We start from the raw sequence: 24,725 nt of genomic DNA, 5'->3' as shown, positions 1-24,725 counted from the left end.
CGCTTAACCGAAGAAGCTCTGGCCGTTCTTGGCCATCTCACGCAGCTTCGCGGTCGGGTGGTACAGCGGGCCCAAATCAGCGTATTGATCAGCCAGGGCAACGAACTCGGCCACACCGATCGAGTCGATGTAACGCAGTGCACCGCCACGGAATGGAGGGAAACCAATACCGTACACCAGGCCCATGTCGGCTTCGGCGGCGGTTTCGACGATGCCGTCTTCCAGGCAACGCACGGTTTCCAGGCACAGGGCGATCATCATCCAGTTGATGATGTCCTCGTCGGACACCTCACGCTGTTCATAGATGACCGGCGCGAGCACTTCGTGGACCGACGGATCGGCAACCTTCTTCTGCTTGCCCTTCTTGTCGGTCTCGTAGGCGTAGAAGCCCTTGCCGTTCTTCTGGCCCAGGCGCTTGGCCTCGTAGAGCGCGTCGATCGCCGAGCGGCGGTCGTCTTTCATGCGGTCTGGGAAGCCTTCAGCCATCACGTCGCGACCGTGGTGGCCGGTGTCGATGCCGACCACGTCCATCAGGTACGCCGGGCCCATCGGCCAGCCGAATTTTTCCATGACCTTGTCGATACGCACAAAGTCCACACCGGCGCTGACCAGCTTGGCGAAACCGCCGAAGTACGGGAACAGCACGCGGTTGACCAAAAAGCCCGGGCAGTCGTTGACCACGATCGGGTTCTTGCCCATTTTCTTGGCGTAGGCAACGGTGGTGGCGACGGCCAGCTCGCTGGACTTCTCACCACGGATCACTTCCACCAGCGGCATCATGTGTACCGGGTTGAAGAAGTGCATGCCGACGAAGTTTTCCGGACGCTTGAGGGCCTTGGCCAGCAGCGTGATGGAAATGGTCGAGGTGTTGGACGCCAGGATGGTGTCGTCTTTGACCTGGGCTTCCACTTCCGCCAGTACCGCTTGCTTGACCTTCGGGTTTTCGACAACCGCTTCGACCACCAGGTCGACGTGGCCGAAATCGCCGTAGGACAGCGTAGGACGAATGCCGTTGAGCACTTCAGCCATTTTCGCCGCGGTCATGCGACCTTTATCAACCCGACCCACCAGCAGCTTGGCCGCTTCCGCCAGGCCTTGCTCGATGCCGTGTTCGTTGATGTCTTTCATCAGGATCGGCGTGCCTTTGGACGCCGACTGATAGGCGATACCGCCGCCCATGATGCCGGCACCGAGTACGGCGGCCTGTTTCACATCCTTGGCGACTTCATCGTAGGCCTTGGCCTTTTTCTTCAGTTCCTGATCGTTCAGGAACAGGCCGATCAGGCTCTGGGCAGCGGAGGTCTTGGCCAGTTTGACGAAACCTGCCGCTTCCACTTCCAGGGCTTTGTCGCGACCGAAGTTCGCGGCTTTCTGGATGGTCTTGATCGCTTCAACCGGCGCCGGGTAGTTCGGGCCGGCCTGGCCAGCCACGAAACCTTTGGCGGTTTCGAACGCCATCATTTGTTCGATGGCGTTGAGCTTGAGTTTTTCCAGCTTCGGCTGACGCTTGGCCTTGTAATCAAATTCGCCGCTGATGGCGCCCTTGATCAGGTTCAGCGCGGCTTCGGCCAGTTTGTCCGGAGCAACCACAGCATCGACGGCACCGACTTTCAGCGCGTCTTCAGCTTTGTTTTCCTTGCCGGCGGCGATCCACTCGATGGCGTTGTCGGCCCCGATGATGCGCGGCAGGCGCACAGTGCCGCCGAAACCTGGGTAGATGCCCAGCTTGACTTCCGGCAGGCCGATTTTCGCAGTGGCCGACATGACGCGGAAATCCGCGGCCAGGCACATTTCCAGGCCGCCGCCCAGCGCGATGCCGTTGATCGCGGCAACGGTCGGCACGTTGAGGTCTTCGAAATCGCTGAAAATCTTGTTGGCTTCGAGGTTGCCAGCCACCAGCTCGGCATCGGGCAGCTTGAAGCTCTCGACGAATTCGGTGATGTCGGCGCCGACGATAAACACGTCCTTGCCGCTGGAGACGATCACGCCCTTGACCGAAGCATCTGCTTTGATGGCGTCTACGGCCTGACGCAGTTCGTTCAGGGTTAGACGGTTGAACTTGTTGACGGACTCACCCTTGAGGTCGAATTTCAGTTCGACGATGCCACTTTCAAGAGCCTTAACCGTGATGGCTTTACCTTCGTAAATCATCAACTGATCTCCACGATATGGAAGCTGAACAGTACACATCGGACGCTGGCCTCTGGTTGGACATTGATGATTTCGTCAATGCTCACCCCAATGCGCCAGGCACACCCGCCAATGCGATAGTCGGGATTCTGTATGAGACGTCTGACAGACAAACGCTCAATTCATACGCCCGTTTGATTTGGGTACGCCACCTTCATCCAATTCCGGGCAATTGTCAATCGCTCGAAAGCGCTAGGAAAAACGCGACTTTCCAGTCATTTCAGAACCCCAACCCTTGGCCCACGCTTCGCCAATATTCAACTATTCACCAAATCAATAATGAATACAGCGTAGGAAAAGACTGTACAGATCCGGATATCCGGCTAGGCTTGCGGCAGCCATTACAGAATAGTCAAAACGCCTGGGTGAATACCCGGCGTGAAACACACAGCTTTACCGGCCTGCCTGGCCAACCCCGCCCGATGATGATGTCGGGCTTTTTATTGCCCGACGTTCAGGCCAGGGCCTTGAGCAACGTATCAATGGCCTGCAGGTCGCTCACCTCACCCTTCTCGCCCCAGCACAACGCGATCATTTGCCGGTCTGCCTCGACTTTGTAGACGTTGGCCGGCAGCGTCGCAAAATGCGCCAGCAATTGCTCGTCCACGCAGGCTTCCTGCCACTGGTTGACCCACACGCCAGGCTCCAGCTGCCAATAACTCCATAGTGCAGGGACCTTGCCGCGCCGTGGCCGGTGGTATTGCGCGCACGGGCTCGGCGGCTCCTGCTTGAGCCAGTGCGGCCACGCCTGGGGCGCCAGTTGCATCGCCAGGCCCATGCGGCGCGCCTCCATGCGCAGGGCCATGCGCCCACTCTGATGGCGCGACGGGCGCAGCCATGCCAGGGGGCTCAAAACCACCGCAAGGATTGACACCACTATCCAGACCGTCATATGTGTACTCCCGATTTTTTAGATAAGCGGATTTGACCTGACGCAACCCCATCCGCTTGAAAGCAGCCATACTGAACTTATTGCAGTCCCCTGGAGGAACGCCCCATGTCATACGAACATATTCTGGTCGCCGTAGACCTGACCGAAGAGTGCGATCCAGTGATCAAACGCGCCGTGGATCTGGCTGGCACCACTGCCAAGCTGTCCCTGGTGCATATCGTCGAACCGATGGCCATGGCCTTTGGCGGCGACGTGCCGATGGACCTGTCACAACTGCAACAGCAGCAATTCGATCAAGCCAAGGAACGCCTTGAGCGCCTGACCACCAAGTACCCGAACCTGAAAAAAGGTCAGAGCCACCTGACCTATGGTCAGCCACGCCAGGAAATCCATCACCTGGCCAAGGAACAGGGCTGCGACCTGATCGTGGTCGGCAGCCATGGCCGTCACGGCCTGGCCTTGCTGCTGGGCTCCACCGCCAATGACGTCCTGCACGGCGCACCGTGCGATGTGCTGGCGGTGAAGCTGAAAAAGAACGCGTAAGACCGATCGAGACCCAAATGTGGGAGGGAGCAAGCTCCCTCCCATATATTGGACTGCAGCTCATATAAAAAACCCGGTGCTCATTGAAATGAACACCGGGTTTTTTAATGCACTGGAATCAATCAGGCGTCCAACTCGGCCCAACGTTCAACCAGCACTTCCAGCTCCTGGTTCAAGGTTTCCAGGGACGCGATGACCTCGGCGGTTTCCGCCGCCGGACGCAGGTAGAAACCCGCGTCAGCCATTTGCGCTTCGACCGCAGCGATCTGCTGCTCCTTGGCATCGATTTCACCCGGCAGGGCTTCCAGCTCACGCTGCAGCTTGTAGCTGAGTTTCTTCTTCGCGGCAGGCGCGGCTTCCGGCGCCGGTGCAGCGGCGGCCACGGGGGCGACGACGGCAGAGGTCAAGTCGGCCTTGCCGGACTTGCTCTCGGTCACGCCCAGCAGGCGCGGCGAGCCGCCCTGGCGCAGCCAGTCCTGGTAACCACCGACGTACTCGCGCACCTTGCCTTCACCTTCGAAGACCAGGGTGCTGGTGACCACGTTGTCGAGGAATGCCCGGTCGTGACTGACCATCAGCACGGTGCCGTTGAAGGTCAGCAGGACCTCTTCCAGCAGCTCGAGGGTTTCCACGTCGAGGTCGTTGGTCGGTTCGTCGAGGACCAGCAGGTTGGCCGGCTTGCTGAACAGCTTGGCCAGCAGCAAGCGCGCACGCTCACCACCGGACAAGGCCTTGACCGGCGTGCGCGCGCGCTGCGGGCTGAACAGGAAGTCGCCCAGGTAGCTCAGCACATGGCGGCTCTGGCCGTCGATATCGATAAAGTCGCGGCCTTCGGCGACGTTGTCGATCACGGTTTTTTCCAGGTCCAACTGGTGACGCAACTGGTCGAAGTAGGCCACGTCGATGCGCGTGCCCTCTTCCACTTTACCGCTGGTCGGTTGCAGGCCGTTGAGCATCAGCTTGAGCAACGTGGTCTTGCCGGTGCCGTTGGCGCCGAGCAGGCCGATACGGTCGCCGCGCTGCAGGACCATGGAGAAGTCCTTGATCAGGAACGGACCGTCCGGGTGATGGAAGCTGACGTTCTCCAGCACCATCACCTGCTTGCCCGACTTGTCGGCGGTTTCCAGCATGATGTTGGCCTTGCCGGTGCGCTCGCGACGCTCACTGCGTTCAACGCGCAGGGCCTTGAGTGCGCGTACACGGCCTTCGTTACGGGTGCGGCGCGCCTTGATGCCCTGGCGGATCCACACTTCTTCCTGGGCCAGGCGCTTGTCGAACAAGGCGTTGGCGGTTTCTTCGGCGGCCAGGGTGGCTTCTTTGTGGACCAGGAAGCTGGCGTAGTCGCCGTTCCAGTCGATCAGGCCACCACGGTCCAGCTCGAGGATGCGGGTCGCCAGGTTCTGCAGGAAGGACCGGTCGTGCGTGATGAACAACACGGCGCCCTGGAAATCCTTGAGGGCTTCTTCGAGCCAGGCGATCGCGCCGATGTCCAGGTGGTTGGTCGGTTCGTCGAGCAGCAGCAGGTCCGGCTCGGACACCAGGGCCTGGGCCAGCAGGACGCGGCGACGCCAGCCGCCGGACAATTCGGCGAGGGTCTTGTCGGCCGGCAGTTGCAGGCGGCTCAGGGTGCTGTCCACCAGTTGCTGCAGGCGCCAGCCGTCACGGGCTTCGAGGTCTTGCTGGACGTGCATCAGCTTGTCCAGGTCTTCTTCGGTAACGCAGTTCTGCGCCAGGTGATGGTATTGCGCAAGCAACTCACCGACGCCGTCCAGGCCTTCGGCGACCACGTCGAACACTGTCCGTCCGTCGGCCACCGGCAGTTCCTGCGGCAATTCGCCAATCTTGAGGCCCGGGGCGCGCCATACAGAGCCGTCATCGGGCTTCTGGTCGCCTTTTACCAGCTTCATCATGCTGGACTTGCCGGTGCCGTTGCGGCCGATGATGCACACCCGCTCACCACGGGCGATCTGCCAGGACACCTTGTCCAACAACGGCATAGCGCCGAAAGCAAGGGACACATCGCTGAATTTGAGCAGGGTCATACGCTTCTCCAAAAACTGGGCGCGCATTCTACCTGAGTTGAGGGTGGGATGCGGCCGGCATTTTCGCTACGGGTGGGTTCTGTAAGACAATTCCGGCGAACTTGAACGAACAGGTCGGCAAAGCTTTCACCGGCCGCTGGCAAAAGGCTAAGCTAGAGGCAATGAGTGTCGGCGGTGCCGGCGCTAGTCGTGATTTCTCTGCACGGACGTCTCATGCGCAGTCGCCTTTTCAACTTTTTATCTTGTCTGCTTCTTACTGCCACTGCCGCTCAACCCGCCCTGGCCGTGGACATAACCACCCAACGTCAATATTACGATGAAGCCAAACGCGCCCTGGCCAAGGGCGATACCGGGCCCTACATGCAATACAGTCAGGCCTTGGCCGACTATCCGCTGACGCCGTACCTGGCCTACGACGAGCTGACCGCACGCCTGAAGACCGCGAGCAACGAGGAAATCGAACAATTCCTCGCCAAAAACGGCGACCTGCCCCAGGCCAACTGGATGAAACTGCGTTGGTTGCGCTGGCTGGCCGAGCGTGGCGACTGGCAGACCTTTGAAAAGTACTACGACCCCAAGCTCAATTTCGTCGAGCTCGATTGCCTGCATGGCCAGTTCCAGCTCACGCACAATCTGAAGGCCGAAGGCTACAAAACCACCGAAAAACTCTGGCTGACCGGTAAATCGCAACCGTCCGCCTGTGATGCCACGTTCGCGCAGTGGGCCGCAGATGGCCAACTCACCGAACAGAAAATCTGGGACCGCGCCAAGCTCGCCGCCGAAGCCCGCAACTACGCGCTAGCCAACAGCCTGGTGAAAAGCCTGCCGACCCTCGGCGCCCAAGGCCGCCTGATGGTGGACGTGGCGCAAAAGCCGGAGATGCTCAGCGACCCGTCGCGCTTCCTGCCGGCCACCGAGGCCATGTCTGACGCCGTGGGCCTGGGCCTGCGCCGCCTGGCGCGCCAGGACCCGGACAAGGCCATGGCCATGCTCGACGGCTATGCCAGCAGCATGCACTTCTCCCGTGACGAAAAAGTGGCGATTGCCCGTGAGATCGGCCTGACCCTGGCCAAGCGCTTTGATCCACGCGCTCTTGAGGTGATGACCAAGTACGACCCGGAACTGCGCGACAACACCGTGTCCGAATGGCGCCTGCGCCTGCTGTTGCGCCTGGCCCGTTGGGAAGACGCCTACCAACTCACGCGCAAACTCCCGCAGGACTTGGCCACCACCAACCGCTGGCGCTACTGGCAGGCCCGCAGCCTGGAGCTGGCCGAGCCGAAAAACCCGCAAGCCCTGGTGCTGTACAAGAACCTGTCGCGGGAGCGCGATTTCTACGGTTTCCTCGCCGCCGACCGCTCCAAAGCGCCGTACCAACTGATGAACAAGCCGCTGTTGATGAGCCAGGCGCTGATCAACAAAGTGCGCAACACCCCCGGCGTGCGCCGCGCCCTGGAGTTCTATGCGCGGGGCCAGGTGGTCGATGGCCGCCGCGAGTGGTACCACGTCAGCCGTCACTTCAACCGCGACGAAATGGTCGCCCAGGCCAGGCTGGCCTACGACATGAAGTGGTACTTCCCGGCGATCCGTACCATCAGCCAGGCGCAGTACTGGGATGACCTCGACATCCGCTTCCCAATGGCCCACCGCGACACCCTGGTGCGCGAAGCCAAGGTGCGTGGCCTGCATTCGAGCTGGGTGTTCGCCATCACCCGCCAGGAAAGCGCGTTCATGGACGACGCCCGCTCCGGCGTCGGCGCCAGCGGCCTGATGCAGCTGATGCCCGGCACCGCCAAAGACACCGCGCGCAAGTTCAGCATCCCGCTGGCCTCCCCAGCCCAGGTGCTCGATCCGGATAAAAACATCCAGCTCGGCGCCGCTTACCTGAGCCAGGTACACAGCCAGTTCAACGGCAACCGCGTCCTCGCTTCCGCCGCCTACAACGCCGGCCCGGGCCGCGTGCGCCAGTGGCTGCGCGGCGCCGATCACCTGAGTTTCGACGTGTGGGTGGAAAGCATCCCGTTCGACGAAACCCGCCAGTACGTGCAGAACGTGCTGTCTTATTCGGTGATCTACGGGCAGAAGCTCAATTCGCCACAGCCGTTGGTGGACTGGCATGAGCGGTATTTCGACGATCAATAAAGCGTGACGCACACACAAAAATGCCCGCATCGAAGGATGCGGGCATTTTTATTTATGCGCAGTGATTTCAGTGTGCAGCCTGTTCCTCCACGCCATCACTGAACTGCAACGCCGCCAACCGCGCATACAGCGGGTTGCTCGCGATCAACTGCTGATGCGTGCCGATCGCCACCAGCTTGCCCTGGTCCATCACTGCGATCCGGTCCGCATGCTTCACCGTCGCCAGCCGATGCGCGATGACCAGCGTGGTGCGGCCCTGCATCAGTTGTGGCAGCGCCTGCTGGATCAGGTGTTCGCTCTGGGCGTCGAGGGCGCTGGTGGCTTCGTCCAGCAGCAGGATCGGCGCATCTACCAGCAACGCGCGGGCGATCGCCAGGCGTTGCCGTTGGCCGCCGGAGAGGCCCATGCCGGCGTCGCCGAGGTGGGTCTGGTAGCCATCGGGCATTTGCAGGATGAAGTCGTGGGCATGGGCAATCCGCGCCGCGGCTTCGACCTGCTCGCGAGTGGCGCTCGGGTTGCCGTAGCGGATGTTGTCTTCGACACTGCCAAAGAACAGCGCCGGGCTCTGGGACACCAGGGCAAAGTGGCGGCGCAGGTCCTGGGGGTCGAGTTCGGTCAACGGTTGGCCTTCGAGCAGGATGCGGCCGTGCTGGGGATCATAGAAGCGCAGCAACAGGTCGAAAATCGTCGACTTGCCCGCGCCCGACGGCCCCACCAGCGCGAGGGTTTCGCCGGGGTTGATGGTCAGGTTCAAACCGTCGATGGCGTAAGTGTCCGGCCGCGACGGGTAGGAAAAGCGCAGGTCTTGCAGCTCCATGCGGCCGCTGACGCGTGGCGGTAATTGCACGCTGCCAGCAGTGGGCGCCTGGATCTCGTTGTGCGACTGCAGCAACTCGCCGATCCGCTCTGCCGCCCCCGCGGCGCGCTGCAACTCGCCGAGCACTTCGCTCAAGGTGCCGACGGCGCTGCCGACGATCAGGCTGTAGAACACGAACGCCGCCAGCTCGCCGCCGGAAATGCGCCCGCTGATCACATCCATGCCGCCGACCCACAGCATCACCCCGACAGCGCCGAGCACCAGCATGATCACCAGGGTAATCAGCCAGGCGCGCTGGGCGATGCGCTTACGTGCGGTGCTGAAAGCGTCCTCGACGGTCACGGCAAAGCGTTGTTCGTCCTGCGCCTGGTGGTTATAGGCCTGCACGGTCTTGATCTGGCCGAGCGTCTCGGACACGTAGCTGCCGACGTCGGCGATACGGTCCTGGCTCAAGCGCGACAGGCTGCGCACGCGGCGGCCGAAAATCAGGATCGGCGCCAGCACCAGCGGCAGCGCCACCACCACGATGCTGGTGAGCTTGGGGTTGGTGACAAACAGCAGCACGATGCCGCCGATGACCATCAACGCATTGCGCAGGAACAGCGACAGCGAGGAGCCGATCACCGATTGCAACAATGTGGTGTCGGTGGTCAACCGCGACTGGATTTCCGAGCTGCGGTTGTTTTCATAGAAGCCAGGATGCAGGTAGATCAGGTGGTTGAACACCTGCCGACGAATGTCCGCCACCACCCGCTCGCCGATCCACGACACCAGGTAAAACCGCGCAAACGTGCCGACGGCCAGGCCCAGTACCAGGATCATGAACAGGCCGATGGATTGGTTGAGCAAGTGCGGCGACTGGGTCATGAAGCCCTGGTCCACCAACAGGCGAATGCCCTGGCCCATGGACAAGGTGATGCCGGCGGTGACGATCAGCGCCACCAGCGCGCCGAGCGCCTGCCAGCGATAGGGCGCAATGAAGCGGCTGGCCAGGCGAATGGCACGGCGTTGTCGGACTGAGAACATGGGGGGCATCACCTGATGAGGGGGAGATCGGAACCTACAGACAACATTGGGGGAACTTGGGTAAATAACAATGAGTCGGGTTAATTATGCCCGCCCACTCTGCCCCCTAGAGGTTATCGGTCTAACACCCGGCTGGAAATTTGTAACGGTTTCTGGTGCACTGAGTATTCGAAGCGATGATCTTGCAAGGAGTTGTAACAGCTCGGTCACGCGGGGGGGTTAAAGTTGGTACACAACCTGATGAGGAGACAGGCCATGACCTTGCAAAACAGCAGCGATGCCAAGATTGAAGTAATCCGCCAACCGCAATACCTGCCTTGCTCCGTCATCGACGCCCAAGGCCGCGAAGTGCAGATTACCGAAGACATGATCCAGCAAGCGTGCCGCGAGCTGGAACAGCGACTGGTCAAGCCTGCCCAGCAAGGCTGAAGCGCCCACGCTCTTTCAGAACCGGCCTTGATGGCCGGTTTTTTTGTGACCTCGTTCCTACAGCAGCTCAGCGCCCAATGCCTCGACGATGCCGGACAACAGCGCCGATTGCCCATGGATACGCACCTTCAAGCCATCGATCTCACGGCGCTCCGGATAGTGCTTGCGCAGCAGATCGAACGCCTTGCGTTGCTCGTCCACCGTTCCCACGAGGCTGCGACGGAAATCCGCATCGTCGCGACGCGGGTCGTACACGCTGCGGCATAACGTCGCCAGCGCCCAGGCCGGATCGGTAGACGCATTCAAGTGGACCTCGGCCAGCCACGGCGGCGGCAGCAAATCACTCAGTTCAATCGCCGGCGCCTGGCCCAGATGCGCGCAGAACGCCTGGTAGATCTGCGCCGTGCCGCGCTGCTTGCCGTCCAGGCTGTAACCGGCGATGTGCGGGGTGGCCAGCACGCAGAGGTCGGCCAGGTCGACATCCACTTCGGGCTCGCCTTCCCACACATCCAGCACCGCTTGCAGGTCTTCACGCGAAAGCAGCACGTCGCGCAGGGCGGCGTTGTCCACCACCGGGCCACGGCTGGCGTTGATCAGCCAGGCACCGGGCTTGAGGCGGTTGAGGCGCTCGCGGTCGAACAAGTGCCAGGTGGAGCCGTTGCCGGACTTGGTCAACGGCGTGTGCAGGCTGATCACGTCGCATTGCTCGATGATCTGCTCCAGGCTGACGTAGTCACCGTCTTCGGCGATCTGCCGCGGCGGGTCGCAGACCAGCACGTTCCAGCCCAGGCCCTTGAGCACCTTGACCAAACGCCCGCCCACTTCACCGGCGCCGACGACACCGTAAGTCCGCTGGTTGAGGTCGGCGCCCTCGATCTCGGCCAGGGTCTGCAAGCTGCCCAGCACGTAGTCCACCACGCCACGGGCATTGCAGCCGGGCGCGCTGGACCATTGAATGCCGGCACGCTGGAAATAGTCGAGGTCCAAATGATCGGTGCCGATGGTGCAGGTGCCGACAAAGCGCACCTTGGAACCTTCGAGCAAGGCCCGGTTGACGTTGGTCACCGAGCGCACCAGCAGCACATCGGCCTGCTCGACGGTGGCGCGGTCAATGGAACGGCCGGGCACCCGGCGTATTTCGCCAAATCCTTGGAAGAAAGCATCGAGCAGCGGAATATTTTCGTCGGCAACAATCAGCATGGCAGGCTCCTTTGGCGGAACAGCAGTGTACAGGGATGCGATCGGTGTTCCACCGCAGATCGAAGGTGGACGCTGCGGCGCCTGGAAGATCGCTTACAAATCGCTAACACAGGTTTTTTCCTGACCGCTGCGTCAACGCGTAGAATCCGCCGTCCTGCGCTCTTCTTTGGACATCTGCACGTGAACACCGCCACCGCCCCCCTCACCCGTCCCGCCCGCATCAGCCGGGAAGTGCGCGGCCTGCTGACACTCGCCGTGCCGATCATGATCGGCCAACTGGCAACCACCGCGATGAGCTTCGTCGATGCGGTGATGGCCGGGCGCGTCAGCCCGCAGGACCTGGCGGCGGTGGGCCTGGGCAATTCGATCTGGATTCCGGTGTACCTGCTGATGACCGGCACCTTGCTGGCCACCACGCCGAAAGTCGCCCAGCGCTATGGCGCCGGTCACTACAGCGAGATCGGGCCGCTGGTGCGCCAATCCCTGTGGTTGGCGGTGGTGGTCGGCATCACCGCGTCACTGCTGCTGCTCAGCGCCGAACCGATCCTGCACGCGATGAAGGTTGAACCCGACCTGATCAAACCCTCCATGGGCTACCTGCACGGTATCGCCGCAGGCATGCCGGCCGTTGCCCTGTATTACGTGTTGCGTTGTTTCAGCGACGGCCTGGGCCGCACACGCCCGAGCATGGTCATGGGCCTGTGCGGGTTGGCGCTGAATATCCCGCTGAACTACATCTTCATCTATGGCCATTTCGGCGTGCCGGCCATGGGCGGCGTGGGCTGCGGCTGGGCCACGGGCATTGCGATGTGGGTGATGATGCTCGGCCTGGCGGGCTGGACGCGCTGGGGGCCGGCGTACCAGAGCAGCGAACTGTTCAAGCGTTTCGATTGGCCGCAATGGGCGGTGATCAAGCGCGTATTGGGCATCGGCCTGCCAATCGGCATCGCGATCTTTGCCGAATCGAGCATCTTCGCGGTGATCGCCCTGCTGATCGGCAGCCTGGGCGCCACGGTGGTCTCCGGCCATCAGATCGCCCTGAACGTCAGTTCCCTGGTGTTCATGATCCCCTACTCCCTGAGCACGGCCGTCACCGTGCGCGTCGGCCAGGCCCTCGGCCGTGGCCTGCCGCGTGAAGCGCGCTTCGCTGCCGGGGTCGGCATGGGCACGGCGCTGGCGTATGCCTGCCTGTCCTGCAGCCTGATGCTGGTGTTCCGCGAGCAGATCGCGGCGATCTACACCCCGGACCCGGTGGTGATCCACCTGGCGTCGACGCTGATCGTGTTTTCCGCGTTGTTCCAGTTTTCCGACTCGATCCAGGTCACCGCCGCCGGTGCCCTGCGCGGCTACCAAGACACCCGCGTGACCATGGTGCTGACCCTGTTTGCCTACTGGGGCGTGGGCTTGCCGGTGGGTTACGCCCTGGGGCTGACCGACTGGCTGGGCGCGGCGAGCGGCCCCAGCGGTTTGTGGCAGGGGCTGATCGTGGGCCTGAGCTGCGCGGCGGGGATGTTGCTGGTGCGCCTGGCGCGCAGCGCACGCCGACGCATTCGCCGGGACAAGGTGCGGGGTTAAGCAGCACACACCCGCGCTTGCTCGCGAAGGTCGCCAGCGATAACGCAGCTTGCCTGGTTTGACGTGGCGCTCTCGGGGTTTTCGCGAGCAAGCTCGCTCCTACAGGAATCGGGGGCTTAGTTTTCGCGAGCAAGCTCGCTCCTACAGGAATCGGGGGCTTAGTCGAGCTTCTTGCGAATCCAGTACAGGTACGTACCGGCCTGTTCCTGCTGAGCCACCAGTTCGTGGTCAAGGAACACGCAGAACTTGGGAATGTCGCGGCGGGTCGACGGGTCGGTCGCGATCACCTTGAGCAAGCCGCCAGGCGGCAGGTCACGGATGTGCTGGTGCAGCATCATCACCGGCTCCGGGCAGTTCAGCCCGGTGGCGTCGAGGGTGCCGTCGACGGCAGTGTCGGTCATATCGCTCATTGATTACTCCTACGGCAGGCGCTCAGTTTAACGGGCCTTGGTTTTCTTCACATCCACCAGCCGACGCAAGTGGCAGGTCACTTCCTCACGGTCGTGGTACAGCTGCTTACAGCCGATTTCCACACGAATACCGCGCGCCTTGAAGCCGTCTTCGATGCGCTCGAGCAAACGCTTGACCTCGGCGTAACGCTGCTTCATCGGCAGTTTCAGGTTGACCACCGCTTCGCGGCAATAGCCTTCGCCGATCCAGGTTTCCAGCAAGGCGGCGTTGCGAGCCGGTTTTTCGACGATGTCGCACACCATCCAGTCCACCGGCTGCTTGGGCACGAAGGTGAAACCGTCGGCCATCAAGTGTTGCACCAGGCCGGTGTCCATCAGGCTTTCGGCCATGGGGCCGTTGTCGATGGCGGTCACCAGCATGCCCCGGTTGACCAGTTGCCAGGTCCAGCCGCCCGGAGCCGCGCCCAGGTCGACGCCGGTCATGTCGCCGTGCAGGCGCTCGTCCCACTGGTCGCGGGGGATGAAGTGGTGCCAGGCCTCTTCCAGCTTCAAGGTCGAGCGGCTGGGCGCATCGCGGGGGAATTTCAGGCGCGGGATGCCCATCGGCCACATCGCCGAGTTATTCGACTCGGCCAGGCCCATGAACACTTCGCGGCCGCTCTTGAAGGTCAGCAGCAGGCGCGGCTTGCTCGGGTCGTCCACCAGCTTGCCGGCGTTCAGCAGGGCTTTGCGCAGGTGGACTTCGAATTTCTTGCAGAAGTTCGACAGCTCCTTGCCGTCGTTGGTGTCGACCATCTCCAGCCACAGGCTGCCGCACACCGGGAATTCGCGCAGGTGCGCGAGGATCACGCTGATGCGGTCGGTTTCCGGCAGGTCGATGAACACCCCGCGCGCCCACTGCCGCGGGAAGATCAGCTCGGCAAAACGCTGGCCGTGCATCAGGCGCTGGGCGCCGTCTTCCTCGGTGCAGACAAATTCGGCGCAGGCGCTGCCGGTCTTGGCCTTGGCGTAGCCGGAAACGTTCAGGCGCGCGGCGTGTTCCGCGATCTCGGAACAGACTTCGCCTTCAAAACCCGGGCGGCAGTGCATAAAAAGGGTGTTCATCGACTCTCCTGGCGACCCAACGGACTTGCGCTATCGCAATGTCTGTCATGAAAACGCGCGCATGATAACTGACTTCGGAACCTTGGATCTGTCCATAGAGTCCAGTAATTAGCCAGCTACTGAAAACAGGGCTAGTTTGATAGTTCTGTTCGTCCCGTCAGGTCCGTAGCCGTGCGGACCATAAGGAGTCATGTAATGTCATCCCTTGATAGCCTGAGAACCCTTAAAACCCTGCAAATCGACGACAAGACTTATCACTATTTCAGCTTGCCCGAAGCCGCCAAGCGCCTGGGTGACCTGGATAAGCTGCCGATGTCCCTCAAGGTGCTGCTGGAAAACCTGCTGCGCTGGGAAGACAACAAAACCGTCACCGGCGCCGACCTCAAGGCCATCGCCGCCTGGCTCAAAGAGCGCCAGTCCGACCGCGAGATCCAGTACCGCCCGGCCCGCGTGCTGATGCAAGACTTTACCGGGGTGCCCGCCGTGGTCGACCTGGCCGCCATGCGCGCCGCCGTGGCCAAGGCCGGTGGCGACCCGCAGCGCATCAACCCGCTGTCGCCGGTGGATCTGGTGATCGACCACTCGGTGATGGTCGACAAGTTCGGCACCACCGCCGCGTTCGGGCAAAACGTCGACATCGAAATGCAGCGCAACGGCGAACGCTACGCCTTCCTGCGCTGGGGCCAGAGCGCCTTCGACAACTTCAGCGTGGTGCCGCCGGGCACCGGCATCTGTCACCAGGTCAACCTCGAATACCTCGGCCGCACCGTGTGGACCAAGGACGAAGACGGCCGCACCTACGCCTTCCCCGACACCCTGGTCGGCACCGATTCCCACACCACCATGATCAACGGCCTCGGCGTGCTCGGCTGGGGCGTGGGCGGGATCGAAGCGGAAGCGGCGATGCTCGGCCAGCCGGTGTCGATGCTGATTCCGGAAGTGATCGGCTTCAAGCTCACCGGCAAATTGAAAGAGGGCATCACCGCCACCGACCTGGTGCTGACCGTCACCCAGATGCTGCGCAAGAAAGGCGTGGTCGGCAAATTCGTCGAGTTCTACGGCGACGGCCTGGCCGACCTGCCCCTGGCTGACCGCGCCACCATCGCCAACATGGCCCCGGAATACGGCGCCACCTGCGGCTTTTTCCCGGTGGATGAGGTGACCTTGGACTACCTGCGCCTGTCCGGTCGCCCGGCGCAGACCGTCAAACTGGTCGAGGCCTACACCAAGGCCCAAGGCCTGTGGCGCAACGCCGGCCAGGAGCCGGTGTTCACCGACAGCCTGGCCCTGGACATGGGCAGCGTCGAAGCCAGCCTCGCCGGACCGAAGCGCCCGCAGGACCGCGTGTCGCTGCCGAATGTCGGCCAGGCGTTCAGTGACTTCCTCGACCTGCAATTCAAACCGACCAACAAGGAAGAAGGCCGCCTGGAAAGCGAAGGCGGCGGCGGTGTGGCCGTGGGCAATGCCGATCTGGTGGGCGAAACCGACTACGAGTACGACGGCCAGACCTATCGCCTGAAAAATGGCGCCGTGGTGATCGCCGCGATCACCTCCTGCACCAACACCTCCAACCCCAGCGTGATGATGGCCGCCGGGCTGGTGGCGAAAAAGGCCGTGGAAAAAGGCCTGACCCGCAAACCCTGGGTAAAAACCTCCCTGGCCCCCGGCTCCAAAGTGGTCACCGACTACTACAAGGCGGCCGGCCTCACCCAATACCTGGACAAGCTCGGTTTTGACCTGGTGGGTTATGGCTGCACCACCTGCATCGGCAACTCCGGCCCGTTGCCCGAGCCGATTGAAAAAGCCATCCAGAAAGCCGACCTGGCCGTGGCGTCGGTGCTGTCCGGCAACCGCAACTTCGAAGGCCGCGTCCACCCGCTGGTGAAAACCAACTGGCTGGCCTCGCCGCCGCTGGTGGTGGCGTATGCGCTGGCCGGTACGGTACGTATCGATATCAGCCGCGAACCGTTGGGCAACGATCAACACGGCAATCCGGTCTACCTCAAGGACATCTGGCCAAGCAGCCAGGAGATTGCCGACGCGGTCGCCCAGGTCAGTACCGGCATGTTCCACAAGGAATACGCCGAGGTGTTCGCCGGCGACGCACAGTGGCAAGCCATCGAAGTGCCGCAGGCCGCGACCTACGTATGGCAGAAGGATTCCACCTACATCCAGCATCCGCCGTTCTTCGACGACATCGCCGGGCCGCTGCCAGTGATCAAGGACATCCACGGCGCCAACGTCCTGGCCCTGCTGGGCGATTCGGTGACCACCGACCACATCTCCCCCGCCGGCAACATCAAGGCCGACAGCCCCGCCGGCCATTACCTGCGCGAACAAGGCGTGGAACCGCGCGACTTCAACTCCTACGGCTCACGCCGCGGCAACCATGAAGTGATGATGCGCGGCACCTTCGCCAATATCCGTATCCGCAATGAAATGCTCGGCGGCGAGGAAGGCGGCAACACGCTGTATGTGCCCACCGGCGAGAAAATGCCGATCTACGACGCCGCCATGAAGTACCAGGCCGCCGGCACACCGCTGGTGGTGGTCGCCGGCCAGGAATACGGCACCGGCTCGAGCCGCGACTGGGCGGCCAAGGGTACTAATCTGCTAGGGGTCAAGGCGGTGATCGCCGAAAGCTTCGAGCGCATTCACCGTTCCAACCTGGTGGGCATGGGCGTGCTGCCGTTGCAGTTCAAGCTGGACCAGAACCGCAAGGCGCTCAAGCTCACCGGCAAGGAGAAGATCGACATCCTGGGCCTCAGCGACGCGCAGCTCGTGCCGCGCATGAACCTGACCCTGGTGATTACCCGCGAGGATGGCAGCAGCGAGAAGATCGACGTGCTGTGCCGGATCGACACCCTCAATGAAGTGGAATACTTCAAAGCGGGCGGCATCCTGCACTATGTGCTGCGCCAGTTGATCGCGTCATAAGGCGATCTCAAAAGCAATGGAGGTCCAATGTGGGAGGGGGCTTGCCCCCGATAGCGGTGGATCAGTCGATACATCTGATGACTGACACACCGCTATCGGGGGCAAGCCCCCTCCCACAGTTTTGACCGCATTTAAAACTTCAAGTCAGCCGAAGAGCCACTTCCACAGCAGTACCAAGACGACAACCGCCAGCACCGGCCGCGCAATGCGGTAGGCCTTGGGATGCTTGCGCTTCCACTGCTTGACCACGCTGCTGATCTTGTCGCTGAACGACTTGCTCCAGGCATAAGCCTGGTTGATGCCGCCGACGCGTTCGTCGTCCAGGTTCTGCGGCGCGGTGGCGCGGCCCAGTTGCGCGCTGACCCAGCGGTTGATGCGGGTCATCAGCGGATTGCTCAGCGGGCGCTCGATGTCGCAGAACAGGATCACGCGGGTCTTTTCCGTCTCGTTCTTCACCCAGTGTACGTAGGTCTCGTCGAACATCACGTCTTCACCGTCGCGCCAGGCGTATTCCTGGCCGTCGACGAAAATGCGGCAGTCGTCAGAGTTCGGCGTGGACAGCCCCAGGTGATAACGCAAGGAACCGGCAAACGGGTCGCGGTGCGGGTTGAGGTGACTGCCGCCCGGCAACAGCGCGAACATCGCGCCCTTGACGTTGGGGATGCTGCTGACCAGGGCCACGGTTTTCGGGCACAGGGCCTCGGCCGACGGCAGCGGTTTGTCGTACCACTTGAGGTAGAAACGCTTCCAGCCCTTCTTGAAGAACGAGCCGAAGCCGGCGTCGTTATTCTTTTCGGCGGCGCGGATGTAACCCTCGTCGAACAGGTGCATGGCCTCTTCGCGGATCACTTCCCAGTTGTCCTTGAGCACGTCCAGTTCCGGGAACTTGCTGCGGTCCAGGTACGGCTTGGACGGCACGGCCGAGAACAGGTACATCAAGGCGTTATACGGGGCAAACAGCGCCGAGTGGTTGACGAACTGGCGCAACATCGGCAAACGGGCCTTGCCGCGCAGGTGTACGTACAGCGTGCTGCCGATAAACACCAGCAACACCGACAGTTTGGCGGCCAAAGAAAAGGTCATGCAGCAACTCCTGGAAATAAGCGCCTGGCCAACAACCTCCCGTCGAGGGGAAACCAGGCGTAGCAGCCGGCCATGATAAACACTCCGGACCTCGGGAAAAACCCGCGCAGTCCAACAATCAGCGTTTAAAACGGCGCGAGGGTAGGCCAATTATGCATAAGGCCCCCGCTCTCACGCTGATTTGCATCAAGCCTGGTTTTCTTGATCGGTAAACAAATCACTGAACAGCATGCTCGACAGGTAGCGCTCGCCGGAGTCCGGCAGGATCACCACGATGGTCTTGCCCTGCATCTCCGGCTTCTCGGCCAGGCGCACGGCGACCGCCATCGCCGCGCCGCAGGAGATCCCGCACAGAATCCCCTCTTCCCGCATCAGGCGCAGGGCCATGGCCTTGGATTCGTCGTCGCTCACCAGTTCCACGCGGTCGACCATCGACAGGTCGAGGTTCTTCGGCACGAACCCGGCGCCGATGCCCTGGATCTTGTGCGGACTCGGCTTGATCTCTTCACCGGCCAGCGCCTGGGTGATCACCGGCGAGACGATCGGCTCGACGGCCACCGACAGAATCGGCTTGCCCGCAGTGTTCTTGATATAGCGCGACACCCCGGTAATGGTGCCGCCGGTGCCCACGCCCGCCACCAACACGTCGACGGCGCCGTCGGTGTCGTTCCAGATTTCCGGGCCGGTGGTTTTTTCGTGGATTGCCGGGTTGGCCGGGTTTTCGAACTGCGCCGGCATGTAGTAGGTGGCCGGGGCGCTGGCGAGGATTTCCGCGGCTTTGTCGATTGCGCCCTTCATGCCCTTGGCCGGCTCGGTCAGCACCAGCTCGGCGCCCAGGGCCTTGAGCACTTTGCGGCGCTCGATGCTCATCGACGCAGGCATGGTCAGCACCAGTTTGTAGCCACGGGCCGCGGCGACAAACGCCAGGCCGATACCGGTGTTGCCCGAGGTCGGTTCGACAATGGTCATGCCCGGCTTGAGTTTGCCGGTGCTTTCCGCGTCCCAGATCATGTTCGCGCCAATGCGACACTTCACCGAATAACCCGGGTTACGCCCTTCGATCTTGGCCAGGATGGTCACGCCACGCGGTGCGATGCGGTTGATCTGAACCAGAGGCGTGTTACCGATGGAGTGCGCGTTGTCTGCAAAAATGCGGCTCATGACGGGTCCTTGAGGCGGCTTGAAGAAAGCCCCAAGGGTATGCCTCGTCTTCCAAAGCGTCCAGTCAGAGGAACGTCGGAGACATCGCAATAGTCAATCTCCTACAAGCCCGCAGATCGGCCCCGGGAACGACCACGCCTTCGATCCACTGAGCGCACGCGTGACTGGTCATTCAGAGACTGAATAACCCGTCTGCGTTCACAGTCGCCGGGGCCGCACGGTATAGTCGGGCATTGATGAATTCGAGGAATGACCGATGAAGTTCGAAGGCACCCAGGCCTACGTTGCCACCGATGACCTGAAACTGGCCGTCAACGCGGCCATCACCCTGGAGCGGCCGCTGCTGGTCAAAGGCGAGCCGGGCACCGGCAAGACCATGCTCGCCGAGCAGTTGGCCGAATCCTTCGGCGCCAAGCTGATCACCTGGCACATCAAGTCCACCACCAAGGCCCACCAGGGCCTGTACGAGTACGATGCGGTCAGCCGCCTGCGCGACTCGCAGCTGGGCGTGGACAAGGTGCATGACGTGCGCAACTACCTGAAGAAGGGCAAGCTCTGGGAAGCCTTCGAGGCCGAGGAACGGGTGATCCTGCTGATCGACGAAATCGACAAGGCCGACATCGAATTCCCCAACGACCTGCTGCAAGAACTCGACAAGATGGAGTTCTACGTCTACGAAATCGACGAGACCATCAAGGCCAAGAAACGCCCGATCATCATCATTACCTCCAACAATGAAAAAGAACTGCCGGATGCGTTCCTGCGCCGCTGCTTCTTCCATTACATCGCCTTCCCCGACCGCGCCACCCTGCAAAAGATCGTCGATGTGCATTACCCCGACATCAAGAAAGACCTGGTCAGCGAAGCGCTGGACGTGTTCTTCGACGTGCGCAAAGTGCCGGGCCTGAAGAAAAAGCCTTCCACCTCCGAACTGGTCGACTGGCTCAAGCTGCTGATGGCCGACAATATCGGCGAAGCGGTACTGCGCGAACGCGACCCGACCAAGGCCATCCCGCCCCTGGCCGGTGCGCTGGTGAAGAACGAGCAGGACGTGCAATTGCTCGAGCGCCTGGCGTTCATGAGCCGTCGCGGTAACCGATAAGGGCGCCTGCCATGTTGCTCAACCTGTTCAATGAAATGCGTGCAGCCAAGGTGCCGGTGTCGGTGCGCGAGCTGCTCGACCTGATCAACGCCCTGAAACAGCGGGTGATCTTCGCCGACATGGACGAGTTCTACTACTTGGCCCGGGCGATCCTGGTCAAGGACGAACGCCATTTCGACAAGTTCGACCGCGCCTTCAGCGCCTATTTCAACGGCCTGGAAAAGCTCGACGACCACCTGCAGGCGCTGATCCCCGAAGACTGGCTGCGCAAGGAGTTCGAACGCTCGCTGAGCGACGAAGAACGCGCGCAGATCCAGTCCCTCGGCGGCCTGGACAAGTTGATCGAAGAGTTCAAGAAACGCCTGGAAGAACAGAAAGAGCGCCACGCCGGCGGCAACAAGTGGATCGGCACCGGCGGCACCAGCCCGTTCGGCTCCGGCGGCTACAACCCGGAAGGCATCCGCGTCGGCGATGCGGGCAAGCGCCAGGGCAAGGCGGTGAAAGTCTGGGACCAGCGCGAGTACAAGAACCTCGACGATCAGGTGGAACTGGGCACGCGCAACATCAAGATCGCCCTGCGCCGCCTGCGCAAGTTCGCGCGCCAGGGTGCGGCGGAAGAGCTGGACATCGACGGCACCATCGACCACACCGCCCGCGATGCCGGCTTGCTGAATATCCAGATGCGCCCGGAACGGCGCAACACCATCAAGCTGCTGTTGCTGTTCGATATCGGCGGCTCGATGGACGCCCACGTGAAGATCTGCGAAGAGCTGTTCTCCGCGTGCAAGACCGAGTTCAAGCACCTGGAGTACTTCTACTTCCACAACTTCGTGTACGAGTCGGTGTGGAAGAACAACCAGCGCCGCACGTCGGAGCGCACCTCCACCCAGGACTTGCTGCACAAATATGGCGCCGATTACAAAGTGATCTTTATCGGCGATGCCTCGATGGCGCCGTATGAAATCACCCAGGCCGGCGGCAGCGTCGAGCATTGGAACGAGGAGCCGGGGTATGTGTGGATGCAGCGCTTCATGGCCAAGTACAAGAAGCTGATCTGGATAAACCCGTATCCGAAGGACACCTGGGGCTATACGGCGTCGACCGGGATCGTGCGGGAGTTGGTCGAAGACCAGATGTATCCGCTGACCTTGCGCGGGCTGGAAGAAGGCATGCGGTTCCTTTCCAAGTAACCCGATATCTCCCATAGGCGTGGCGTCACTGGCACTTCAACGCCTCGCGAATGCGCTGCACGGAGGCCACCGAACTGGCGTTATCGCCATGCACACACAAGGTATTGGCCCGCAGGACCAAGGGGCTGCCATCGCTGGCGGTCAAGGGTTCGCCACGGGAAATGGTCAGGGATTGCTGGATGATGGCTTCGGTATCGTGGTGTACCGCGCCGGGCAATTGGCGGGAAACCAGGTGCCCCTTGTTGTCGTAGGCGCGGTCGGCGAACGCCTCGAACCACAGGATCACACCGTATTCGTCGCCCAGCGCCTGGGCCGCGCGGTTGTCGCGAGTGGCCAGCAGCATCAGCGGCAGTTCGCCGTAAGCGGCAACGGCCTGGATCACCGCACGCAACTGCGCGGGGTTGGCCATCATGTCGTTGTACATCGCGCCATGGGGTTTGACGTAGCTGACCCGTCCGCCCTGGGCGCGGCAAATGCCGTCGAGCGCGCCGATCTGGTAGTGCAACAGGTCTTGGATTTCTTCGGGCGTGTAGGCCATGGAACGGCGGCCGAAACCTTGCAGGTCCTGATACGCCGGGTGCGCCCCGACCAGCACGCCATGCTTGAGCGCCAGGCCGACGGTCTTGCGCATGACGCTCGGGTCGCCGGCATGGAAGCCGCAGGCCACGTTGGCGCAATCAATGAACGGCATGACCTCAGCGTCCAGACCCAGGTTCCAGTTGCCATAGCTTTCGCCGATGTCGCAATTCAATAGCAGACGGCTCACGCTGAGTGCTCCTGTAGGCTTTGTTTTTTTGTAGTGTGGGATCTTTTACACAAGACTCGCAACTTATCCCACCGTCCCAGCGACACTTATCGTGAAACGGCGCGATTTTTGGCGTGTGTCCGGGACGGCGTCCAACCCATAAAGGTCGACCCCATGAAGTTGAAGTAACGCGATTAAAACGGTGGGAGCAAGCCCCCTCCCACCATTACAGGCCTTTCTACAGCCCTTTCAAATCACGCTCTTCGATCGGCCGGCTCTGGCGCAGGCGCTTGCCGCCCAGCACCACCCAGTCGATCAAGCGGAACAGGCACTCCAGGCCGAACGACAACAACATCGCCCCGCCCAGGCCCCAGCCCATGGCTTCGGGGGTCAGCAGGATCTGGTAGCTGTAGCCGTTCCAGGTTTCCAGGCGGATCGCCGGGTCGGCCGCGACCGCTACCTGCAATGCGCGAATGTACCAGGGGCCTTGCATGGCCTGGAATTGCTTGTCCAGCGCCAACTGACGATCCAACAACGTGCCGAGGCTGTTGGCATCGCTGCGAAACACCGGGTCGTCGCTGGCGCGGTAGTGGGCGACCAGGGCCTGCAAGTCGCCGTTGAAGAACTGTTGCGCGGTGGATTCAAAGCCGCGCAGGCCGGTCTGGGCCTCGATCAGGTGGGCTTCGACGCGCTTGGCGTAGTCATTGATGAACCCCGGCACTTGCACACCGACCAACAAGCCAATGGCAAACAACACCAACCGCAGATAGCTGAGCAACATAGTCGACTTCCTTACTCGGTAATGCCCTGGCTGACGCATTCACCGCGCCGCCACAGGCTCCACTGGCCCGGTTCGTAGCGGGTCCAGTTTTCGTTGTCGGTCAGGGGTTCGGTGGCGATCACCGTTACCACATCGTTGGGCGTGGTTTCGGCCTGGAAGTCGACGATCACGTCGACATCTTTCAAGCGTGCCGGGCCGAACGGAGCGCGCCGGGTGATCTGGGCCAATTTGGTCGTGCAGTAGCAGAACAACCAATCGCCGTCGCTGAGCAGGCAGTTGAACACGCCTTTGCTGCGGTATTCGGTGCAGGCGGCGATCAGGTCCGGCAGCATCTGTTCGATCTCCACCGGCTCCGGGAACGCCTCGCGGACGCGGTTGAGCAGGTCGCAGAACGCCGCTTCGCTGTCGGTGTCGCCCACCGGCCGGTAAAACGTGGCGCGCGGTTTGAAGTCGGCCAATTGGCCGTTGTGCGCAAAGCACCAGTTACGCCCCCACAGCTCGCGCACGAACGGGTGGGTATTGGACAGGCACACCTTGCCCACGTTGGCCTGGCGGATATGGCCAATCACCACTTCACTTTTGATGGGATAACGCTGCACCAGCCGCGCGACTTCCGATTCGCTGCTCGCGGCCGGGTCCTGGAACAGGCGCAGGCCACGACCTTCATAGAACGCGATGCCCCAACCGTCGCGGTGGGGGCCGGTACGCCCACCGCGCTGCATCAGCCCGGTAAAGCTGAACACGATATCGGTGGGGACGTTGGCACTCATGCCCAATAATTCACACATGCCAGGGCTCTCGCTGCAGGGCAGACAACGTTAAAGGCGCGGTTCGACCCGCATACCGCCCACAGGCGCCGGGCGACGGAACGGCTCGTCATCGTCTTCGGGCTCGGCGGCCAAGGCGGCATCAGCGGCGGCCTTGCGCTCACGGCGGGCATTGGCGGCGCGCTCGATGGGCCAGCGGATCAACACAAACACGAGGTACACGCCAAAGGCGATCATCGTGTACATGAACAAATCGGAGACGGCCCGCCAGGCGTTATTGCCGACCTTGAGCACCAGGTCCAGCGCAGTAATCGCCACGGCCGGCGCGAACTGGGTCTTGACCGGGTCGACGATGGTCGGGCTCAACAGCAGCACGGCCATCAGCAATTGCAGTGGCTCGCGCAACCAGCGCCAGATCCAGCGGGTCATGCGCCACCACACCAACAGGCAGCCCAAAGCGGCGAAGGCGTAAAGGCCCCAAGCGGTCAGATAATCGTTCTCGGTCATGGTGTCCATGGCAAGGTAGGCAAACAGGCCGCTATGATAACGGCTTTTGCGTGTCGCGGCTGCAATGCCTGCCACCATCCGC

At 62.0% G+C, this 24,725-nt stretch carries 20 protein-coding genes; 7 read left to right on the top strand and 13 right to left on the bottom strand.

Annotated features, from left to right (window positions below):
• Positions 1-3: 3 nt before the first annotated feature.
• Both fadB and JN756_RS08435 read right to left on the bottom strand, forming a co-directional pair.
• Complete coding sequence (gene fadB, locus JN756_RS08440) at positions 4-2,151, bottom strand: fatty acid oxidation complex subunit alpha FadB (RefSeq protein ID WP_104903749.1); 2,148 nt, start codon at positions 2,149-2,151, stop codon at positions 4-6.
• A gap of 493 nt (positions 2,152-2,644) precedes the next feature.
• Positions 2,645-3,082, bottom strand: a complete 438-nt coding sequence (locus JN756_RS08435; protein WP_017848772.1) for a hypothetical protein — start codon at positions 3,080-3,082, stop codon at positions 2,645-2,647.
• Positions 3,083-3,187: 105 nt separating this feature from the next.
• Here JN756_RS08435 and JN756_RS08430 point away from each other — a divergent pair, with 105 nt between their 5' ends.
• On the top strand, positions 3,188-3,625 hold the full coding sequence (locus JN756_RS08430) for a universal stress protein (protein ID WP_201021990.1): 438 nt from the start codon (positions 3,188-3,190) through the stop codon (positions 3,623-3,625).
• Between the two features lie 122 nt (positions 3,626-3,747).
• Here the strand turns inward: JN756_RS08430 and JN756_RS08425 are convergent, their stop codons facing one another.
• Positions 3,748-5,667, bottom strand: coding sequence for an ATP-binding cassette domain-containing protein (locus JN756_RS08425; RefSeq protein WP_017848770.1), 1,920 nt, complete (start codon positions 5,665-5,667; stop codon positions 3,748-3,750).
• A 213-nt stretch (positions 5,668-5,880) separates the two neighbouring features.
• On the opposite strand from JN756_RS08425, the gene JN756_RS08420 reads away from it, so the two are divergent.
• Complete coding sequence (locus JN756_RS08420; RefSeq protein ID WP_108524357.1) at positions 5,881-7,809, top strand: transglycosylase SLT domain-containing protein; 1,929 nt, start codon at positions 5,881-5,883, stop codon at positions 7,807-7,809.
• A 67-nt stretch (positions 7,810-7,876) separates the two neighbouring features.
• Here the strand turns inward: JN756_RS08420 and JN756_RS08415 are convergent, their stop codons facing one another.
• A complete protein-coding gene (locus JN756_RS08415) occupies positions 7,877-9,661 on the bottom strand; it encodes an ABC transporter ATP-binding protein/permease (protein WP_169865126.1) in 1,785 nt (594 codons plus the stop codon).
• A 246-nt stretch (positions 9,662-9,907) separates the two neighbouring features.
• On the opposite strand from JN756_RS08415, the gene JN756_RS08410 reads away from it, so the two are divergent.
• Entirely contained in the window at positions 9,908-10,081 is a 174-nt protein-coding gene (locus tag JN756_RS08410) for a PA1571 family protein (RefSeq protein WP_017848767.1), read from the top strand.
• A gap of 57 nt (positions 10,082-10,138) precedes the next feature.
• Here JN756_RS08410 and pdxB read toward each other — a convergent pair whose 3' ends face one another.
• Complete coding sequence (gene pdxB / locus JN756_RS08405) at positions 10,139-11,281, bottom strand: 4-phosphoerythronate dehydrogenase PdxB (RefSeq protein ID WP_017848766.1); 1,143 nt, start codon at positions 11,279-11,281, stop codon at positions 10,139-10,141.
• A gap of 180 nt (positions 11,282-11,461) precedes the next feature.
• On the opposite strand from pdxB, the gene JN756_RS08400 reads away from it, so the two are divergent.
• On the top strand, positions 11,462-12,856 hold the full coding sequence (locus JN756_RS08400; RefSeq protein ID WP_201021989.1) for an MATE family efflux transporter: 1,395 nt from the start codon (positions 11,462-11,464) through the stop codon (positions 12,854-12,856).
• 158 nt (positions 12,857-13,014) lie between these two features.
• On the opposite strand, the gene tusA is transcribed toward JN756_RS08400, so the two are convergent.
• Complete coding sequence (gene tusA, locus JN756_RS08395) at positions 13,015-13,266, bottom strand: sulfurtransferase TusA (RefSeq protein ID WP_017848764.1); 252 nt, start codon at positions 13,264-13,266, stop codon at positions 13,015-13,017.
• A gap of 27 nt (positions 13,267-13,293) precedes the next feature.
• Positions 13,294-14,370 carry a 23S rRNA (cytidine(2498)-2'-O)-methyltransferase RlmM gene (rlmM, locus tag JN756_RS08390; protein WP_046490414.1) on the bottom strand — a complete coding sequence of 359 codons (1,077 nt, stop codon included), beginning with the start codon at positions 14,368-14,370 and terminating at the stop codon, positions 13,294-13,296.
• A gap of 195 nt (positions 14,371-14,565) precedes the next feature.
• Here rlmM and acnA point away from each other — a divergent pair, with 195 nt between their 5' ends.
• Complete coding sequence (acnA, locus tag JN756_RS08385; RefSeq protein WP_057004998.1) at positions 14,566-17,307, top strand: aconitate hydratase AcnA; 2,742 nt, start codon at positions 14,566-14,568, stop codon at positions 17,305-17,307.
• Between the two features lie 144 nt (positions 17,308-17,451).
• Here acnA and JN756_RS08380 read toward each other — a convergent pair whose 3' ends face one another.
• Both JN756_RS08380 and cysK read right to left on the bottom strand, forming a co-directional pair.
• Entirely contained in the window at positions 17,452-18,390 is a 939-nt protein-coding gene (locus JN756_RS08380; RefSeq protein ID WP_017848761.1) for an aspartyl/asparaginyl beta-hydroxylase domain-containing protein, read from the bottom strand.
• Between the two features lie 186 nt (positions 18,391-18,576).
• Complete coding sequence (cysK, locus tag JN756_RS08375; protein WP_201021988.1) at positions 18,577-19,551, bottom strand: cysteine synthase A; 975 nt, start codon at positions 19,549-19,551, stop codon at positions 18,577-18,579.
• A gap of 256 nt (positions 19,552-19,807) precedes the next feature.
• On the opposite strand from cysK, the gene JN756_RS08370 reads away from it, so the two are divergent.
• The gene (locus JN756_RS08370) at positions 19,808-20,653 is read left to right on the top strand and encodes an AAA family ATPase (protein WP_017848759.1); all 846 of its coding nucleotides are present in this window, start codon (positions 19,808-19,810) and stop codon (positions 20,651-20,653) included.
• Positions 20,654-20,664: 11 nt separating this feature from the next.
• On the top strand, positions 20,665-21,843 hold the full coding sequence (locus tag JN756_RS08365) for a vWA domain-containing protein (protein WP_046384330.1): 1,179 nt from the start codon (positions 20,665-20,667) through the stop codon (positions 21,841-21,843).
• Between the two features lie 25 nt (positions 21,844-21,868).
• On the opposite strand, the gene JN756_RS08360 is transcribed toward JN756_RS08365, so the two are convergent.
• The 4 genes from JN756_RS08360 to JN756_RS08345 all read right to left on the bottom strand — a co-directional run bounded on the left by JN756_RS08360 (position 21,869) and on the right by JN756_RS08345 (position 24,721).
• Entirely contained in the window at positions 21,869-22,609 is a 741-nt protein-coding gene (locus tag JN756_RS08360) for a 5-oxoprolinase subunit PxpA (protein ID WP_046384331.1), read from the bottom strand.
• Positions 22,610-22,826: 217 nt separating this feature from the next.
• Positions 22,827-23,369, bottom strand: a complete 543-nt coding sequence (locus JN756_RS08355; RefSeq protein ID WP_017848756.1) for a DUF2937 family protein — start codon at positions 23,367-23,369, stop codon at positions 22,827-22,829.
• A gap of 11 nt (positions 23,370-23,380) precedes the next feature.
• Positions 23,381-24,157, bottom strand: coding sequence for a class II glutamine amidotransferase (locus tag JN756_RS08350; RefSeq protein ID WP_108524354.1), 777 nt, complete (start codon positions 24,155-24,157; stop codon positions 23,381-23,383).
• 30 nt (positions 24,158-24,187) lie between these two features.
• Positions 24,188-24,721: a hypothetical protein gene (locus JN756_RS08345; RefSeq protein ID WP_017848754.1), complete on the bottom strand. Its 534-nt coding sequence runs from the start codon at positions 24,719-24,721 to the stop codon at positions 24,188-24,190.
• Positions 24,722-24,725 lie beyond the last annotated feature (4 nt).

This window comes from Pseudomonas sp. Y39-6 (assembly GCF_023651955.1).
GTDB lineage: Bacteria > Pseudomonadota > Gammaproteobacteria > Pseudomonadales > Pseudomonadaceae > Aquipseudomonas > Aquipseudomonas veronii.
The sequence above is the reverse complement of the archived record's forward strand: the minus strand, read 5'-3'. Positions and strand labels throughout refer to the sequence as shown.